The organism is Paenibacillus qinlingensis, from assembly GCF_013204845.1.
Lineage (GTDB): Bacteria > Bacillota > Bacilli > Paenibacillales > NBRC-103111 > Paenibacillus_E > Paenibacillus_E qinlingensis.
Map to the genome: position 1 here is coordinate 21,708 of NZ_JABMKY010000025.1, position 18,298 is coordinate 40,005.

15 protein-coding genes are annotated in these 18,298 nt (G+C 46.2%); 13 read left to right on the forward strand and 2 right to left on the reverse strand.

Going from position 1 to position 18,298, the window contains the following annotated elements; genetic code table 11:
- The first annotated feature begins 173 nt into the window (after positions 1 to 173).
- The 10 genes from mutS (at position 174) to HQN88_RS30335 (ending at position 13,802) form a co-directional block, all read left to right on the forward strand.
- Positions 174 to 2,813, forward strand: a complete 2,640-nt coding sequence (gene mutS / locus HQN88_RS30290) for a DNA mismatch repair protein MutS (RefSeq protein WP_173119323.1) — start codon at positions 174 to 176, stop codon at positions 2,811 to 2,813.
- Between the two features lie 81 nt (positions 2,814 to 2,894).
- Entirely contained in the window at positions 2,895 to 4,334 is a 1,440-nt protein-coding gene (locus tag HQN88_RS30295; protein WP_173119324.1) for a S41 family peptidase, read from the forward strand.
- A gap of 4 nt (positions 4,335 to 4,338) precedes the next feature.
- Positions 4,339 to 6,474, forward strand: a complete 2,136-nt coding sequence (mutL, locus tag HQN88_RS30300; RefSeq protein ID WP_173119325.1) for a DNA mismatch repair endonuclease MutL — start codon at positions 4,339 to 4,341, stop codon at positions 6,472 to 6,474.
- Between the two features lie 4 nt (positions 6,475 to 6,478).
- Entirely contained in the window at positions 6,479 to 7,255 is a 777-nt protein-coding gene (locus HQN88_RS30305) for a class I SAM-dependent methyltransferase (protein WP_173119326.1), read from the forward strand.
- Positions 7,246 to 8,217 (forward strand): tRNA (adenosine(37)-N6)-dimethylallyltransferase MiaA, encoded by a 972-nt coding sequence (gene miaA, locus HQN88_RS30310; protein ID WP_173119471.1) that lies wholly within the window; start codon positions 7,246 to 7,248, stop codon positions 8,215 to 8,217. Before HQN88_RS30305 ends, miaA begins: the two co-directional genes overlap by 10 nt.
- 192 nt (positions 8,218 to 8,409) lie before the next feature.
- Positions 8,410 to 8,649, forward strand: coding sequence for an RNA chaperone Hfq (gene hfq / locus HQN88_RS30315; RefSeq protein ID WP_056620871.1), 240 nt, complete (start codon positions 8,410 to 8,412; stop codon positions 8,647 to 8,649).
- 226 nt (positions 8,650 to 8,875) lie between these two features.
- Complete coding sequence (locus tag HQN88_RS30320) at positions 8,876 to 11,467, forward strand: transglycosylase domain-containing protein (protein WP_173119327.1); 2,592 nt, start codon at positions 8,876 to 8,878, stop codon at positions 11,465 to 11,467.
- A gap of 180 nt (positions 11,468 to 11,647) precedes the next feature.
- A complete protein-coding gene (locus HQN88_RS30325; protein ID WP_246320541.1) occupies positions 11,648 to 12,379 on the forward strand; it encodes a peptidylprolyl isomerase in 732 nt (243 codons plus the stop codon).
- Positions 12,380 to 12,423: 44 nt separating this feature from the next.
- The gene (locus tag HQN88_RS30330) at positions 12,424 to 13,083 is read left to right on the forward strand and encodes an alpha/beta hydrolase (RefSeq protein ID WP_173119328.1); all 660 of its coding nucleotides are present in this window, start codon (positions 12,424 to 12,426) and stop codon (positions 13,081 to 13,083) included.
- Between the two features lie 5 nt (positions 13,084 to 13,088).
- Positions 13,089 to 13,802, forward strand: a complete 714-nt coding sequence (locus tag HQN88_RS30335; protein ID WP_246320542.1) for a YdcF family protein — start codon at positions 13,089 to 13,091, stop codon at positions 13,800 to 13,802.
- 50 nt (positions 13,803 to 13,852) lie between these two features.
- On the opposite strand, the gene HQN88_RS30340 is transcribed toward HQN88_RS30335, so the two are convergent.
- Both HQN88_RS30340 and HQN88_RS30345 read right to left on the reverse strand, forming a co-directional pair.
- Entirely contained in the window at positions 13,853 to 14,719 is an 867-nt protein-coding gene (locus tag HQN88_RS30340; protein ID WP_173119329.1) for an SDR family oxidoreductase, read from the reverse strand.
- A 34-nt stretch (positions 14,720 to 14,753) separates the two neighbouring features.
- Positions 14,754 to 15,560, reverse strand: a complete 807-nt coding sequence (locus tag HQN88_RS30345) for a GNAT family N-acetyltransferase (protein WP_173119330.1) — start codon at positions 15,558 to 15,560, stop codon at positions 14,754 to 14,756.
- A gap of 127 nt (positions 15,561 to 15,687) precedes the next feature.
- Between HQN88_RS30345 and HQN88_RS30350 the strand changes: the two genes are divergently transcribed.
- The 3 genes from HQN88_RS30350 to HQN88_RS30360 all read left to right on the forward strand — a co-directional run bounded on the left by HQN88_RS30350 (position 15,688) and on the right by HQN88_RS30360 (position 18,285).
- A complete protein-coding gene (locus HQN88_RS30350; RefSeq protein ID WP_173119331.1) occupies positions 15,688 to 16,167 on the forward strand; it encodes a GNAT family N-acetyltransferase in 480 nt (159 codons plus the stop codon).
- Between the two features lie 13 nt (positions 16,168 to 16,180).
- Entirely contained in the window at positions 16,181 to 17,182 is a 1,002-nt protein-coding gene (locus HQN88_RS30355) for a lipoate--protein ligase (protein WP_173119332.1), read from the forward strand.
- Positions 17,183 to 17,307: 125 nt separating this feature from the next.
- Complete coding sequence (locus HQN88_RS30360) at positions 17,308 to 18,285, forward strand: AAA family ATPase (protein ID WP_173119333.1); 978 nt, start codon at positions 17,308 to 17,310, stop codon at positions 18,283 to 18,285.
- The last annotated feature ends 13 nt before the right edge of the window (positions 18,286 to 18,298 follow it).

Genomic DNA, 18,298 nt, shown 5'->3' on the forward strand with positions numbered 1-18,298 from the left:
TGAAAAAGGGTTGGAATGTGAAGGCTGTACACGAATTTCGTTGTTCTGCTTGTTGGCGGCACTAGGGCATGCTGCAAGCAGAATGACTTCTATTAAGCTGTGTATGGATGAAAATAAGAATGATAGTTTCATAGAGTTCACCTTAATTCCGGAATAGGTTGGAGGAACACAAGTTGGCTACATACACGCCGATGATTCAGCAATACTTAGCCGTGAAGGCACAGGTTCCAGATGCATTTTTGTTTTTTCGTCTGGGCGATTTTTATGAGATGTTTTTTGAAGATGCCATCAATGCATCACGTGAACTGGAGATTACCTTAACAGGCCGTGAAGGTGGCGGTGAAGAGAAAATTCCGATGTGCGGAGTTCCTCATCATGCGGCAGACAACTATATGTCCCGCTTAATTGAGAAAGGCTACAAAGTCGCCATCTGTGAACAGGTAGAAGATCCTGCTGAAGCCAAAGGCGTTGTCCGCCGAGAAATCGTAAGGATCGTAACACCAGGTACAGTGATGGATAGCAAGCTGTTAGGAGAATCCGTCAACAATTACATCGTATCCTTAGTTAATCAAGACAGCGGTTATGCATTTACAGCCTGTGATATTTCTACTGGTGAGCTTTACACGACACAGCTTCCTAATTCCTGGGAGCACGTAGTGGATGAGTTGAATGTCTATAATCCATCGGAAATCGTGACTAATCAAGCGTTGCTGACAACGATCCGCGAGTCTGGCGCTGCATGGGGACGCAATATGGTTCTAACGGAGTGGACAAGAGCGGATGAGACACTGCTTGATGAACATTTCGCAGAAGATGCCGCACTATCGAACTTATCTAGCATCAGTCGACAAGGCGTGGCTTCGTTGCTTGCTTATTTGAAAGAAACTCAAAAAAGAGCGCTCACACACGTGAAACACATTCGTATCTATGAGCCGGATCAATTTATGACGATGGATCCGTTTACTCGTCGAAATTTAGAGCTGGTTGAAACGGTTCGTGAGCGCGCGAAAAAAGGTTCGTTACTGTGGCTTTTGGACAAAACGGTAACTGCCATGGGCGCGCGTATGCTGCGCCGGTGGATTGAGAAGCCGCTTATGAACGTGGCTCGGATTGAGGAACGATTAGAAGCTGTCAATTTGCTCTACAATCAATTGATTGTGCGAGAAGATGTAAAACAAGCGCTGAAGGAAGTCTACGATTTGGAGCGCTTGGTCGCTCGAATTTCCTATGGTAATGCGAATGCCCGCGATATGATCGCGTTGAAGCACTCCTTGCAGCAAGTTCCGATGCTCCAGCAGTTATGTGCCACATCAGGATCTGAGACACTGCGGAAGCTCGTAGATAATATGGATGTCTGTGATGATGTCATGTCTTGGATTGCCAATGCGATTGAGGACGAGCCTCCTGTTTCAATTCGGGACGGAGGAATGATACGCGAAGGCTATCAACCTTATCTAGATCAGCTTCGCGAAGCTAGCAAAAACGGGAAGCAATGGATTGCCGAACTGGAGCGTCAAGAACGTGAAGCTACAGGCATTAAGTCGCTCAAAATCGGCTACAACAAAGTGTTTGGTTACTTTATTGAGGTAACGAAAGCGAATATGTCCGCCCTGCAGGAAGGGCGTTACGAGCGTAAACAGACGCTTGCGAATGCTGAACGATATGTGACGCCAGAGCTCAAAGAGAAAGAAGCGCTCATTCTGGAAGCGCAGGATAAAATGATTGATCTGGAGTACGAGCTATTCACGGAGCTGCGCGACCGGATTTCAAAGCATATCTCCAGATTGCAGAAGCTGGCGGAGGTTATTGCCACCGCCGATGTGTACCAATCGCTGGCAACGGTCAGCGCAGCGCATCACTTCCGCAAGCCAGAGATCGGCGAAGGCTTCGATCTTGCGATTGAAGACGGCCGACACCCTGTGGTGGAGGCTGTCATCCAGGACGGCTCGTTCATCGCGAACGGAACGAACCTGCTTCAAGAGCAGGGCCGCATCCTGCTTATTACCGGGCCGAATATGGCCGGTAAGAGTACGTATATGCGGCAAGTTGCCGTGATCTGCCTCATGGCGCAGATCGGCTGCTTCGTGCCTGCGAGCTCCGCGCGCATCCCGGTCACCGACCGGATCTTTACGCGGATCGGCGCTGCCGATGACCTCATCGGTGGACAGAGTACGTTCATGGTCGAGATGATGGACATCCAGGTTATGACAGAGAAGGCGACGAGTCGGAGCCTTGTCATTATTGATGAGCTTGGCCGCGGTACCTCGACAGGCGAAGGGATGGCGATCGCTCAGGCCGTCATTGAATTCCTTCACGATCGGATCGGCTGCAAGACGCTCGTGTCGACGCATTTCCATGAGCTCGCCCATCTGGAAGAGAGCCTTGTGCATCTGCGCAACCACTGCATGGCAGTGAAAGAAAGCGGCAGGCAGGTAACCTTCCTGCGCAAGCTTATCCCTGGGGCAGCGAGTACGAGTTACGGCATCTACTGTGCCGAAATCGCCGGGCTGCCCGATACGATCATTCAGCGCTCGTACGCGCTGCTGAATGGCTTTGAAGAGCGCGCCGCGGCGTCCGCAGTACCGCAAGCCGCAGCGACCGCAGCGGTTGCCACGGTTGCAGTCACCGCGGCAGCGCCGATTCGGCAGCTGTCCCTCTTCGAAGAGGACAGTCCAGCTGAAGTTGCCGTTAAGAAGAAGCCGGACGGCAAATCTCAACTGGTTCTTGACCAGTTGAAGGGGATTGATCTCATCAATATGACGCCGCTACAGGCGCTCAATTTAGTGTATGAATGGAAGCAAAAACTACAGTAAACCCAGTCGCCAGTTTCAGTTATTTTTAATTGCACACTTCATTACTTGACTTTATATCACTACTGGAACGGAGATATGTATATGAGTTTCTCACCATTGAATAAGAAAGCAGTTAAAGCAACTCTGGCACTCGCATCGGCTCTAGCCGTCGTTATGCCTGCAAGTGCCATGGCAGAAGAGGATCTACAAACCGTTCTCGTGCGAAAGACGCTTGTCGAAAACCATGTGAGCGGCGTTTCCCTAGAGGCTTTGGCAAATCAGAGCATTGAGCAGATGATTGCTGGTTTGAAGGATCCGTATACGGTACTCTTCACACCTCAGGATTACGGTCAATTCTCGAATAGCCTTGAAAATAGCTTTGAAGGCATAGGTTGTGTTATTGGTCTTGATGACCAGGGTGTATATGTATCGAGAACAATCCCAGGTTCCCCAGCAGAAGCTGCGGGGCTGCTCCCGGATGATTATATAAGAGCCGTGGATGGAACGCCTGCTTCGACGACATCCATTGATGCGGTTCGAAGTAAAATTATTGGCGTCGCAGGCACCAAAGTTAAGGTTACCGTACTTCGCGGAGAAAAAGAATTAACGTTCGAGCTTACTCGCCAAGCTGTAAATTCCCCTGAAGTGTACAGCAAAAGCTTTACAAATGGCGTTGGTTACGTTCAAATCACGGACTTTTCAGATGAAGCTGATGAAGAATTTGACAAACAATTAAGTGAGCTGCAAGAAAAAGGACTGAAGTCTTTAATCTTAGATGTTCGAGATAATCCTGGTGGTTATTTAGAAACGGCTCGTAATATTGCCAAGCATTTTGTAAAAGAGGGCGTCCTCATTCATACGCAGAATCGTGATGGTGTGGATGATCCAGTGGCTTTTCAAGGTGGAAATCCTCTGTCGATTCCTGTCTATGTTTTAGCGAATGAGAATAGTGCAAGTGCTTCAGAAGTACTCTCGGGTGCCTTACAGGACTATGGGGTTGCGAAAGTGATTGGCATGCAAACATTTGGTAAAGGAAGTGTACAGCAGCTGTTCGAGCTTCCAGATCAAAGTGTATTGAAGGTCACGGTCGAAGAATACTTAACACCAAAAATGCGAAAAGTGAACAAAGTAGGCATTACACCGGACTTAAAGGTTGATGGCGTATCGGCACAGCTGATTACTGCACTTCATGAAACAGGTATTTCAGATATCCAAGTGTCGTTTACGAAACATAATGTTACGTATAACGGTGTTGACCTTGGTTATGGCTTTGGCAGTTTTAGTGAAAAAGGTAAGTTCTATGCTTCCGCACGTGGACTTGCTGCTCTAATCGGAGCCACGATTACATGGAATGATCCGAATCGTACCGTGGATATCACGGATAGCAAAGGAACACATGCATTTGCGATTGATTCCGATAAGCTGATGATTGTAAACGGGATGAGCTACGTCAATGTCGATGCATTTGATGATTATTTTCCGCAGCTGAAGGTCATTCATCAAGGGGAGAACGTTTCTATTCAGGCTACAAAGGGGAATTAAAACGATGGGTAAAATTCAGCTCTTAAGCGAGCATATTGCGAACCAAATTGCAGCAGGTGAAGTGGTGGAGCGGCCTTCATCAGTCGTGAAAGAGCTGGTTGAGAACTCGGTTGATGCGGGGAGTACCCGTGTTGACGTCACGATTGAAGAAGGTGGCTTAACTTTAATTCGAGTATCCGATAACGGATCAGGCATGGCTCTTGAGGATTGTGAATTGGCTTTCCAGAGGCATGCTACGAGCAAGATTGCAACGAGCAAGGATCTGTTCTCGATCCGCACGCTGGGCTTCCGTGGCGAAGCCTTGCCAAGTATCGCTTCTGTCTCCAGGCTCGAGTGTGTAACTAGTTCGACGACGGATGGGTTGGGACGTAAAATCACCATCGAAGGTGGCACGATTCGTGCTTTGGAAGAAACAGCGGCATCGCGCGGTACGGAAGTGACGGTGCGCGATTTATTTTATAATACACCAGCTAGACTGAAATATATGAAAACGATCCAGACAGAGCTTGGACATATTTCCGATTATTTATATCGTCTTTCGCTCGCGCATCCCGGCATTGCTTTTACCTTAAAGCATAATGGGAACGTACTGCTCCAAACACTAGGCAACGGGGACCTGCTCCAAGTCATTGCCGGCATCTATGGCACGGCAATTGCCAAACAAATGCTTCCACTCCAAGTGGAAAGCTTGGATTATACGATCTCGGGCTTCGTTGCCAAGCCCGAAATGACACGCGCGAATCGCGGCGGTATATCGACTATTGTGAATGGTCGATATGTGCGCAACTTCGCGTTGAATCAAGCCTTGCTGCAGGGGTATCACACCCTGCTGCCAATCAACCGCTTTCCCGTGGCTGCGCTGCACATCGGGATGGACCCTGCACTCGTGGATGTCAATGTGCATCCATCCAAGCTTGAAGTCCGCTTCAGTAAGGAAGCGGAGCTAACGGCTCTAATCGAAGCCGAAGTGAAGCGGCTATTCGGCAGACAAGTGCTGATTCCTACGGGAGTCAAGGCATCAGCGCCGAAAGGTGCTTACGTTCAGGAACAATTGGAACTTACACGTACCGTGGAGCCGGCAAAGGAAAACCGTAGTGCATCACTGGAGTTGGATCCGGAGTTTTATAAGGATCATAAGGATGTTGTTGATCCGAAGGGGTCGCAGGGTTTGGAAAACTTGCAAGATTTGCAAGGATTGAATGCTTTAGATGGTTTGAGTGGCGGCTTGAGGGAATCAAGCCCAATGCAGAGGACGGATGATTCCCGACGGTTGCCACCTCAAATTAAAGAAGCTGCTTCTGACTATCGTCAGGTTGCGTCATTTCCTTCCACGTCACCTTCGCAAAAGCAGCCGTCTGACGCGTCTTATTCAAGAACCGTTTCACCTTCTGATAGTGGATTTGCATCAAACAGAACGTCAGCAACTAATCAGAGCTACAAGCCTGTAAGCGATGCAGCATTTCGAAACACCTCCATTCAACAGCAAAGGCGTACAAATGAAGCGTTTATGGATTTGATGCCATCGAATGCGGACGGCGATGCACCTAAGCTCCCAACGTTTCCTCGTTTGGATCCGATCGGACAAATGCATGGTACCTATTTGATTGCACAGAATGAAACAGGTTTATACTTAATAGATCAGCATGCAGCACATGAACGCATCAATTATGAATATTTTTATGAGCATTTTGGCAATCCTGCTGAGGCGAGCCAAGAATTGCTCGTTCCGATTACGTTGGAATTTACTCCGTCTGAAGCGGGTGTTATTGCGGATAAGCTAGCCTTGTTTGAACAAGTTGGCGTGTATATGGAAGCCTTTGGCGGTAACACGTTTCTCGTACGCGCGCATCCTCATTGGTTCCCTTCTGGGGAAGAGAAAGCGATCGTCGAAGAGATGTGTGAACTCATTATTGCTGATCGTAAAGCTTTGGATATCGCCAAACTGCGCGAGAAAGCAGCGATTATGTGCTCATGTAAGGCATCCATAAAAGCTAATCAAAGCCTTAGTATTTTGGAGATGGAGACATTAATTGATCGTCTGGCTGGCTGTAGAAACCCGTATACGTGTCCACATGGGCGGCCGATAGTAGTTAGTTTTACAACTTATGAGTTAGAAAAAATGTTTAAGCGAGTGATGTAATCCTGTGTTAGTAACAACTTCGTATAATCCGTCCGCTGAATTGGTGGCGGAAGCCGCACGCTTATCCGTATTATATGGGGGCCGAAATGTACCCCGGAAGAAGTATTCTTTGGAACTTCTTAGGAGAAATTATAAGGATAGTTCTGTTCTGCTTGTGACAAGAGAAGAGATCAGGTACTATGAAGAAGACCACCCTGCAACTTTTTTCCATCCAAGTATGTCTCTCGTTCGTGTCAAACGGATGCAGAGGGGTGAGACTGATTTACTCATTGAGGCGTCAGGAGCAGTTTCCGGCGACCGTATTGTGGATTGTACAGCGGGGCTTGCGTCGGATGCTATCGTTTTCTCCTACGTGGTCGGTATGGAAGGGCGTGTAACAGCGCTTGAAAGTGAAAAGATCCCAGCCATGCTTATTCAAGAAGGCTTGGTGCAGTATCAATCGGAAATCCCGGAATTGAATGCTGCAATGAGACGCATTGAAGTTAAGCATACTCATCACCTAACCTATTTGCGGCAGTTAGACACGCAGAGTGTGGATGTGGTCTATTTTGATCCCATGTTTCGCAGTCCGATTGAGGAATCGCATGCGATATCCCCACTTCGGCATCGTGCGAACGATGAAGCCGTTAGCTTGGCTTCGATCGCTGAAGCAAGACGCGTTGCGCGCAAAAGTATTGTGCTTAAGGAGAACCGAGACAGCGCTGAGTTTGCTCGGCTCGGGTTCGAGCATGTGTTACGTTCAACAACGAAAACAACGTATGGAGTGATTCGATTGTGTTAGCCCCATCAGCCAAGCCGAAATTACTCGTGCTACTTGGTCCCACCGCTGTTGGCAAGACCAAGCTCAGCTTGGAAATTGCTCAGCGCTTCAACTGTGAAATTATTTCCGGAGATTCCATGCAGGTGTATCGTGGCATGGATATTGGAACCGCCAAAGCGAGCGAGGCGGAGCAGCAAGTTGTCCCGCATCATCTAATTGACATTCATGATCCGTCGTATTCGTTTTCTGCTGCAGAGTTTCAAGAGCGAGTAAAAGGATTAATTCAAGACATCCACTCGCGTGGCAAGTTGCCTTTTATCGTAGGTGGCACAGGATTATATATCGAATCGGTTTGCTATGATTATCAATTTACGGATGTCAGTATGGATGAGGGATTCAGGCAGCTGCAGGAAGAATTCGCAAATACGCAGGGGGAAGAAGCCCTTCATGCCAAGTTGCGGGAAATTGATCCCGAGAGTGCCAACCGTCTGCATGCGAATGATCGCCGACGTGTCATTCGAGCACTTGAGATTTTCCATATATCTGGAGAAACCATGACTGCTCACTTGGCCTCCCAGAAAAAAGAATCTCCGTACGAACTATGTATCATTGGACTAACGATGGATAGAGCGCTGCTCTATCAGCGAATTGAAGAACGCATCGATGCGATGCTTCAGGAAGGATTGGTCGAAGAGGTACAAGCGCTCCTTGCTGCTGGTACCCCAAAGTCTGCCATCTCGATGCAAGCTCTTGGCTACAAGGAGATCGTTAGTTATTTGGAGCATGAGCTCAGTTTCGAAGATGCCGTGATCCTGCTCAAGCGGGATACACGTCGGTTTGCGAAGCGTCAATTGTCTTGGTTTCGGCATATGAAGGACATTGATTGGGTTGATGTGACAGATACAGCAAATTTTTCTGCCCATTTCGAAATGATTAGTGATATACTAGCAGGAAAGTTTGTACATAAAATAGAATATAATTAACAAATATCACCATTGATAAAAGCTTCTATCGAAGTCATTTCGAAGATGAGCGACCGCGTTTAGAGGTGGTTTTTATCGCCAATAGGAAAGTTTGTTACGCACTTTATTGCTTAACAAAGGTAAACTTTGCTATGTGGTAGAAAAATAGCGCCGTTTGGGCGAAAGTTTCATTCCATTAAGGGGGACATACTGATGAACCGATCCATTAATATTCAGGACAATTTTCTAAATCAGCTGCGTAAAGAAAGCATTCCCGTTACCGTTTATTTAACGAATGGCTTTCAAATTAGAGGACTTATTCGTGCATTTGACAATTTCACCATCATTATTGACAGTGAAGGTCGTCAACAAATGGTGTACAAGCATGCCATTTCTACCTTTACACCTCAGCGTGCTGTTTCATTAATGGCGGCTGCAGAAGCTACGGAATAATCCCTATATCGCTTCAATTTGCAACTTTTTAATGGACTGAAACGTCTAACCGAATAGAAACTTTTGGGAGCAACCTTGTATAAAGGTTGTTCTTTTGTTGAAATCTAGGGGATTTTTCTTGGATTTGAAAAGTCGACTAGATTTTTGGGTAATCATACTGTAAAGCCTTTTATTTCAGTTCCATCTTCAAACTAGAGAGAAACGAAACGTAAGGGAGTTGGTGAATATGGATAAACCTACTAGAAATCCATCCACGCCGCAATCCAAGCCAAGGGAGTCCAAACAAAGCAAGAATAAGGGACCTAAGAAGAAAAAATTCAGTGCACGTAAACTCATTATGGGCTCCATCATTGCTGCGATTATCGCGGTTATCTGTGCAACAGGGATCTATATTGTTGTCATCATGAGCGGCTTCAAAATCTTGGATGCGAATATTGACAAAATTATTTCTACGACAGAGTCGACCCTTATTTATGCGCAAGAAGAAGGTAAGGATAAGGATGGAAAAGATAAACCAGCCACTGAGATTTCGAAAATTTATCGCGGTGAAAATCGGGAAAGCGTCAATATCAAAGACGTGCCTGAACGGCTGAAGCAAGCTTTTATCGCTACGGAGGATCGTCGCTTCAAAGAGCACTCAGGTGTTGATTTAAGAGCAATCGGTCGTGCCTTAGTCACGGATATCATCCACATGAGTGCGGTTGAGGGTGGAAGTACGATTACGCAACAGTTGGCCAAAAACGTATTCCTAAGCTCAGAGAAGACTGCGTTCCGAAAAGGGACTGAAATGTCGATCGCGTTTGCGCTCGATGAGCGGTTTACGAAGGATGAAATTCTGGAGAAGTATTTGAACCGAATCTTCTTTGGAAGTAACGCTTACGGGATTAAGGCAGCAGCTAAGGTTTATTTTAACAAATCTAATTTGAATGAATTGGAAGTATGGGAAATGGCGACACTTGCCGCGTTACCTAAAGCGCCTTCCCGTTACTCGCCGTTAACCCATCCGGATTTATCGAAAGAACGTCGTGCAGTTGTTCTAAGGCTGATGACGGATCAGGGTTACATTACAGAGGCAGAACGTGCCAAAGCTGCTGCTGTCGATTATATGCCGCCTGCGACTGTAAGCACGGGTACCAAAGAATATGCTTCGTTCGTGGACTATGTCGTGAATGAAGCGGAAGACATGTACGGCATCGAAGAAGATGAGCTGCTGACCAAGGGTTACCGAATTTACACAACGATGAATATCAAAGCTCAGCAAACCATAGAGCAAACCTATGCGGATCCGAGTTTCTTCCAAAAGGATGCATCAGATGGGCAGAAAATTCAAAGTTCCATGGTTATTTTGGATAATAAAACCGGTGGTATCATGGGATTAATCGGTGGCCGTGATTATAAAACCAAAGGCTTCAGTCGTGTATATTCCAAAAGACAGCCAGGATCGTCTTTTAAACCAATTGCCGTTTATGCACCGGCTTTAGATAGCGGGAAATATACGCCGTATTCGTTGTTAGATGATACGCAGACGTCTTTCGGTTCGTATTCACCACAAAACTATGATCGCCAAACACATGGGCAAGTTACGATGTTTGAAGCAGTCAAGAAATCATACAATCTAGCACCTGTTTGGTTATTAAGTAAAATGGGTGTTGGGACGGGGACTGCGTTTGCTAATAAGCTAGGTACCACCCTGAATCCTCAGAAGGATCAGAATCTGGCGATTGCGTTAGGCGGTCTTACGGATGGCGTATCGCCATTGCAAATGGCTAGAGCCTATACAGCTTTTGCTAATCAAGGGAATCAGAACAAAACGCATGCGATTTTACGAATAACCGATTCACAAGGTAAAGAAATTGCGGCATACAAGCCAGAGAAGAAGCAAGTTATGCAGCCGAGTACGGCCTACTATATGACCCTGTTGCTGCAGGGTGTTGTGGAGACAGGTGGTACAGGTGTGAAAGCGAAGTTCAACCGTCCGGTTGCTGGGAAAACGGGATCGACTGGACTTGATATTAAGGGCATTGAACAATACGACCGGGATGTATGGTTCGTAGGCTATACCCCTGAATGGACTGCGGCCGTATGGGAAGGCTTCGATAAAGTCGATTCCAAACATTATGTGACGGTGGGAAGCGGCAGCACGGCTGCCATTTTCAATAAAGTCATGTCAAAAGCGTTAGAAGGCAAGCCAATTACTAACTTTGTTAAGCCTGCCAATGTGGATGATTTGAAAGAACCGCCTAGTGGAATTTCTGATGTTAAGGCTACTTATGTACCAGAGTCAAAACGTGTTAAAATCGAATGGACGTCTCTAGGAGATAAAATTAGTTACGAAGTGTATCGCAAAAGCGCGACTGAGGCTGAAGCGAAAATGATTATTCAAACACCTAAATTGCTGGTCGAGGACACGACGGTAAATAGCGGAGAAACTTATCAATATTACGTGGTCCCGTTGGCGTCGGAATCGAATACACCAGGAGCGAAGTCAAATATCGCTACAGTTGAAATTCCGAAGGATGATTCGCTTCCAAATGGCGGAATTACGTCTCCTACTCCTTCAGGTTCGCCGTCACCTTCGCCTGGTAATGGGGGGAACAATCCTAATCCATCCCCTTCACCAAGTGGGAAGCCTGGTACTTCACCATCGCCAGGGGCAACGATTAAACCTGGCACGGGGACGGAAACAGGGCCTAGCCCAACGCCATCGCCAACACCAACACCAACACCAAGCCCATCAATAAGTCCTAAGCCAAGTCCAATGCCGACTCCATTACCGGTGAATAAGCTGAATGAAGAGTTGCCGAAGAATGGCACGTAAGTTGTCAGAGTGAGCATAGTAAGGCCCCGTAAGGGCCTTACGGCTCCAGTTGGCCGAAGTGTACAAGCCGTACCGGACAAACCGTAGCGCCCAAAAAAGGTGTTATAAAATCTTTCTCGTCCGGCTAACCCTTGTTTGCCCGTATCATCACAAAACAAAATCAAACTGGAGGACAATTTAATGAAACTTGCAACCAAATCCATGAAGTCAAAAATGCTTCTCACTGCTTCTTTGCTTACCTTAACCCTTATCGCAGCCGCGTGCGGCAATAAACCGGCGGAAACAACTGGCGGCACGGCAACGCCTGGTTCTAGCACTACAGCACCAACATCCTCTGCAACAGCAACCCCTGCGGCATCGACATCGGCAGCAGCGGGCAAGCAATGGAGCAAAGCCCCAGATATGATCATTGATACGAACAAAACATATCAGGCTGAAGTAACAACGTCGAAAGGGACTTTTACAATCGACTTGTACGCCAAAGAGGCACCGAAAACGGTGAACAACTTCGTCTTTTTATCCAAAGAGGGCTTCTATAACAATGTGACGTTTCACCGGATTATCAAAACCTTCATGATTCAAACGGGAGATCCGCAAGGAACAGGCAGAGGTGGACCAGGATATAAATTCGCTGATGAATTGAAAACGACGCATAAGTATGAACCGGGTACTGTGGCGATGGCTAACTCAGGAGCGAATACAAATGGCAGCCAATTCTTCATTTGTTCGGGTACGGATTGCGCTAACTTGAACAGTACGCCGAATTATTCGATTTTCGGAAAAGTCACAGCAGACAGTATGGCCACAATTACGAAAATTGCAGAAACACCAGTGGAAATGGGTGGAGAATCCACCCCTAGTAAACCAAAAGAGAAGGTAACGATTAACACCATTTTAATCAAAGAAAAATAAACTAATATAAACAACGCTTTCATTAAAGGATAGGAGTGGATCTCATGAAACAACCGTGCCTATTGTTCCATGGATTTACAGGTGGACCTTATGAGGTTGAGCCGTTAGCTCGGCATTTACGAGAGCGTGGTCAGCTGTGTGAGGTGCCAATCCTGCCTTGGAATGGAGAAAGCCGTCATCAGCTTCACGCTTCACGCTGGGAGGATTGGGTGCAGGCAGCCGAATGGCATGCGGCCAAAATGACAGAAACGTATGGTTCCTTTGATATGGTTGGATTTTCAATGGGAGGACTACTGGCGGCATACTTATCGGTTCGGTATCCTGTACGGAGACTCATTTTGTTAAACACAGCGGTCATTTATGTGAGCCCAGGGCGGCTCTTGAACGTCCTTCGTGAGGAATGGAAGTATCAACGTAAAATTAGTTTAATTAAGGGGAAAGCGACGCCACTCGTTGCTACTTGGCAATTTACAAGGCTTGTCCGACATCTAAAGCCGGAGCTTAGTCTAGTCAATAAGCCAACCCTAATCGCACAAGCAGAAAGAGATCAAGTGATTCATCCGCAGAGTGCACGGTATATTTATAGCAAGCTCAGAGGGCAGCGCGAGCTACACTGGCACGCTAAATCGGATCATTTAATCTGTTTGAGCGAGGACGCTCCAGCCTTATTTCGGCAGGTAAGTACATTTCTGGATAAGGAGTAGGAAGGATGCCGGCTAAGCCTATCATGAACAAAAAACAACGCGCCATCGCACCTGCGCCAACGAAGAAAAAGGCCAGCACTTCAAAAGGAAAACCACCATCTAAGTTGTATCGGCTATTTGTTAGGACGTTTCAATTCATATTGATCTCCTTTGCTTTGCTGGTGAGTTGGGTTGTGTTTATCCAGTGGAAAGTACAGTTAGGCCCCAATCAGCCGAGCTTGCCTAAACAAGTTGATGTAGGAATTGTATTGGGAGCATCGCTGCGTAATGATATCCCAAGTCCTGGACTGCAAGAGCGTCTGGACTTAGCCCTGGAGTTGTACAAGCAGGGGCGTTTCAAGCAACTTATTGTGTCTGGTGGTTTGGATCATAATGGCTCTAAACTGACAGAAGCTGAGGGTATGAGGGATTATTTGGTGAAAAATGGTTTACCGAAGTCAAGCATACTCATCGAGCCTAAGGCAACGAGTACCTATGAGAACTTACTGTTCAGTAAGCAAATTATGGATGAGAAGTCGCTCGTAAGCGCAATTATCATCACGCATAAATTTCATAGTTCTCGTTCACTCGATATTGCAGAAACGATTGGTTTCAAAGATCCGCTAGTCTCCGGAGCCGAGTCAGACGTGCTTTTCATGCCTTATCATGATACGAGAGAAACGCTTGCCTATACGAATTGGTATTTGACCAAACTACAATTGAAACTCGGATTGAAATGAAGAAAGCATGACAGGATAGCGGGAGTTGCCGCTGCTTGTCATGCTTTTTCTTATCCATTGACGATGGTTCCACCGTTGATATGCAGAATCTGACCAGCCATGTAAGAAGAGTCTTCACTTGCTAAGAACACATAACTTGGTGCCAATTCACAAGGCTGTCCAGCTCGTTTCATAGGTGTCGTAGAGCCAAAGACCTCAACTTCCTGAGCTGTAAATGTAGATGGAATTAACGGTGTCCAGATGGGACCTGGAGCAACGCCGTTCACTCGAATGCCTTTGGCATTCAGCTGCAGGGAAAGCGAACGCGTGAAGGTGACAATCGCACCTTTCGTTGATGAATAATCAATTAATTGTTCGTGACCATGGTAAGCCGTGATTGAAGCGGTGTTAATAATCGCACTACCTGGCTTAAGATGAGGAAGAGCGGCTTGCGTCATATAAAAGTAAGAGAAAATATTCGTACGGAACGTTCGTTCAAGTTGTTCTGACGTTATATCCGTTATACTTTTCTGAGGATGCTGCTCAGCGGCATTGTTAACAAGAATATCAAGCTTGCCGAATTCATTGATGACTTGAGCAACGACTTGTTTGCAAAAACTCTCTTCGCCAATGTCACCTGCGACGTGTAGGCACCTGCGACCCGCCTGTTCCACATGTCGGTGTGTTTCTTCTGCGTCCTTATGCTCATTCAGGTAGACGATGATAACATCAGCCCCTTCTTTGGCGTAAGCCACGGCAATTGCGCGTCCTATGCCGCTGTCACCTCCAGTGATGATGGCAACTTTATCCTTTAACTTGCCAGCGGGCTTGTAGTTCGCATTCTCAAATTCGGGATGTGGTTTCATTTCAGCTTCGATGCCGGGTTGATGGTTCTGTTGCTGTGGTGGGAAAACTGGTTTTTCCTTGGTGGCCGTCATGTAATCGGCTCCTTTCATCCTAAGAAATTCTTAGTTAGGATGATACAAGACCAGCCAAATCATACTTCACTCGGTAATGATAGCCATATGTCATTTGATACCCTAGCTTCTCGTATAACGTAACTGCGGGCACATTGTTTGCAATCACCTGTAAATATTGCCTGGTCGCGCCTTGTGTGATGCTCCATGTCGTCATGGCATGAAGAATGGCATAGCCGTAGCCCTTGCCGCGGTGTTCTTCGTGTACGATCACATTGACAAAGCCAGCCCATTCTCCCTCTACAATGGCTGTGCCCAGTGCAACAATCTGACCTTGATTTTTCAATGTAATGAAGGCTTTCGGTGTCGGCATGCGATCACTTAATCCTTGATAAAAGCTCCGACGTTCCTCAGGGTACTGTTCTAAGAGGAGGAAAGCATCCAGCCACTCTTTCGTGACGGATCGTGTAGTTTCTAATTCAAGCTCCAGTGCTGAGGGATATTGCTTATCTAGGCGTTCTTTAGCCTGAGCGGCCACTTGCTGGCAATCCGCTGTCATCATATAACAAGGTGTATCTAATTCATATCCCTGGTCTCGCAATAAGCTATCCAATTGGTCAGGAGAGGCGGTGCTAATATGAAAAATAGCAGGTAACCCTTGACTATGGTAAAATTGTTCAACATGCGATAGCCAATTGTCATCATGCGGGTAAGCCCCAATAGCAAACACACTGTTTGCTCGTTTCGTTATCCCGTTTGAAGCTCTAATGAGCCATTGATCAAGCATCGTGTTGCTTTCCGCAGGCCAAGTATTTGCAGCTATACGATCAAGACATTCAAATAAATCATGTTCTGTTTGCATGAAAAGTGCCTCCATCCCCAGAAGATATTATATTACATAAATATACAATTCAATGTATAAAAATTCAACAAAAAAATTGAAATACTTGTTTACATGTTACCAATTTTGGTTGGGGAGGAAGCCTGCGATGGAACTACGATTGCGAACGGCCACTTGGGATGACTATGATGCTGTGAATACGATCATACGTGAAGGCCAGGAAGAACATGCGGAGGCATTGCCAGATCGATTTGCCAAACTGGATCATGTTGTTGCGATGGGCTGGTACCGAAGCTTCTCCGATAGGGAGGACAAAGAGATTATTGTGGCAGAGCTTGGAATGGAAGTTGTCGGTGTAGCTATGTTAGAGATGAAGCAAAGTCCAAACTATGAAGCACTTGTGCCGCGTAAGTATGCATATTTAAATGAACTTGCCGTTGCCTCCACACATCAACGCCAGGGAATTGGCAAGAGACTTTATCAGTCTGCAGCAGATTGGGCACGAACACGCGAAGCCGAATCACTCGAGTTAAATGTTTGGGAATTTAATGAACGTGCGTTGCATTTCTATGCATCCCTTGGCATGACGACCTTAAACCGCACCCTTACGACAAATTTACTGAAATAGAAGGAGAATACCTATGCTTTTTATAGATAATGAAGGAATTACGGATCCAAGAATTAATTTGGCTATTGAAGAATTCGCTTTGCGAAAACTCCCAGCGGGAGAAACTTATTTACTTTTTTATACGAATGAACCTTCGATCATCATTGGCAAAAATCAGAATACGCTAGAAGAAATTAACCCCGAGTACGTGAAAGCGAATAACCTGCACGTGGTTCGTCGATTGTCTGGCGGAGGTGCGGTGTATCATGATTTAGGCAACTTGAATTTCAGCTTCATCACTCAAGACGACGGGAATTCGTTTCATAATTTTCAGAAGTTTACGGCGCCTGTCGTTGAAGCCTTGCATGCACTTGGGGTTGGAGCTGAATTAACAGGGCGCAATGATATTCAAGTAGGTGAACGTAAAATTTCAGGCAATGCGCAATTTGCAACGAAGGGAAGAATGTTCAGTCATGGGACGCTTCTATTCGATTCAGAGATAGAGAATGTTGTTTCGGCACTGCGTGTTGACCCTGATAAAATTCAATCTAAAGGCATTAAATCGATCCGTAGTCGGGTTGCGAATATCGTGGAGTTTCTGGAAGAATCGATTACGATGGATGAGTTTCGGTCAAGGTTGCTTAGTTCCATTTTTGGAGTCAACACTGAGCATGTACCTACCTATAAGTTAACAGAAGAAGATTGGAATCAGATTCATGAGATCTCGGAAGAGCGGTATCAGAATTGGGATTGGAATTATGGGAAATCACCTAAGAGCACTGTTCAACATGCCAAACGAATTGAAGGTGTTGGTAGAGTGGATATTCGTTTGGACATCGATGAAGGTCGTTTGCGTAATGTTAAAATATTTGGTGATTTCTTCGGTGCCCATGATGTCGCTGAACTTGAAAATTCGCTGGTTGGCACGCGATATGAGGAAAGTGCGGTTCTTGAACGATTGGCAGAAGTGGAGTTGAAGCGCTATTTCGGTGCTTTGGATAAGGATACATTCGTAGCATTACTTATGCTGACTTAACCGCCATTGATGTCAATAAGCAAAGACTATAGGTTTCTAGCATAGGCTGCGGTCTAAAATGGTGTTTACAAGCGTAGGATGGTGGATACGCACTAATAAACCATCATGTAAACGAGGTGATCCTCATGAGTGGTAGAAGCTTGCCATCCAGACAAATCAACATCGTTTTACGGCAGCCGGAACCTGGCAGTCAGCGGCGAACTGTTGAGGGAGCAGGCGGGCAGTCAGGCGCTTCACCCCTTGCCGACGCCGAGCCGATGATCTCTAGCAAAAGGACGCCAATGGAGGGTCCGCTATCGGATGTTTTCAAAGAGCTGAATGGATTGATTGGCTTAGAAAATGTCAAAGAACTCGTACACGAAATTTATGCGCTCCTGCAGATCTCACAATTTCGAGTAGAAGCTGGACTTATGAGCAATGCTCATGTGTACCATATGATTTTCAAAGGCAGTCCTGGAACTGGGAAAACGACGGTAGCACGATTATTAGGTCGTATGTTTCATGCGATGGGTGTGCTGAGTAAAGGACACTTCATTGAAGTAGAGCGTGCAGACCTCGTAGGTGAATACATCGGACATACCGCACTAAAAACGCGTGAACTGATGAAAAAAGCGATGGGCGGCGTCCTATTTATTGATGAGGCATACAGCTTGGCACGTGGCGGTGAGAAGGATTTTGGCAAGGAATCGATTGATGCTTTGGTCAAAGGTATGGAAGATAAGAAAAATGATTTCATTCTCATCCTAGCGGGGTATAGTGAAGAAATGGAGCAATTTCTTGCCACTAACCCTGGACTTCCCTCACGCTTTCCTATTCAAATTGATTTTGAGGATTATGCCATCGATCAATTGATCCAAATTACTGAGTTGATGGCGAAGGATCGGGAATATGTCCTATTGCCACAAACCTTAGCGAAGCTAAAGCAACACCTCGCGGAAGAGAAGGCAATGACCTGGCGTTCTTTTAGCAATGCGAGGTACGTTAGGAATATTTTGGAGAAAGCGATGCGGCATCAAGCTGTACGATTGTTAAGTCAATATGTGAACGCGCCATCCAAACTTGAACTGATGTCGATACGACCAGAAGATGTGAAATTTAAATGACAGATCAAAAAGC